A 280-nucleotide genomic window follows, 5' to 3' on the forward strand; every position below is an offset into this window, starting at 1 on the left:
TAAGGCGGCGTAGCTCAGCTGGCTAGAGCGTACGGTTCATACCCGTGAGGTCGGGGGTTCGAGCCCCTCCGCCGCTATAGATACATAAGGCCCGTTGGTCAAGGGGTTAAGACACCTCCCTTTCACGGAGGTAACAGGGGTTCGAATCCCCTACGGGTCATTTGCCTTTCTTAAGGTAAGAAGTAGTAACAGCAAGATCCAATTATGGACGCTTAGCTCAGCTGGGAGAGCATCTGCCTTACAAGCAGAGGGTCGGCGGTTCGATCCCGTCAGCGTCCAC

Annotated in this window: 3 tRNA genes; all 3 read left to right on the forward strand. The window is 55.4% G+C overall.

What is annotated here, in order from left to right:
• Nucleotides 1–3 precede the first annotated feature (3 nt).
• Nucleotides 4–77, forward strand: a tRNA-Met gene (locus KVT34_RS30180).
• Between the two features lie 11 nt (nucleotides 78–88).
• Nucleotides 89–160, forward strand: a tRNA-Glu gene (locus KVT34_RS30185).
• Between the two features lie 46 nt (nucleotides 161–206).
• Nucleotides 207–279: transfer RNA gene (locus KVT34_RS30190), tRNA-Val, on the forward strand.
• The last annotated feature ends 1 nt before the right edge of the window (nucleotide 280 follow it).

Origin of the sequence: Paenibacillus sp. GbtcB18 (assembly GCF_019091125.1) — a bacterium.
In the GTDB taxonomy this organism is placed as follows: Bacteria; Bacillota; Bacilli; order Paenibacillales; family NBRC-103111; genus Paenibacillus_F; species Paenibacillus_F chitinolyticus.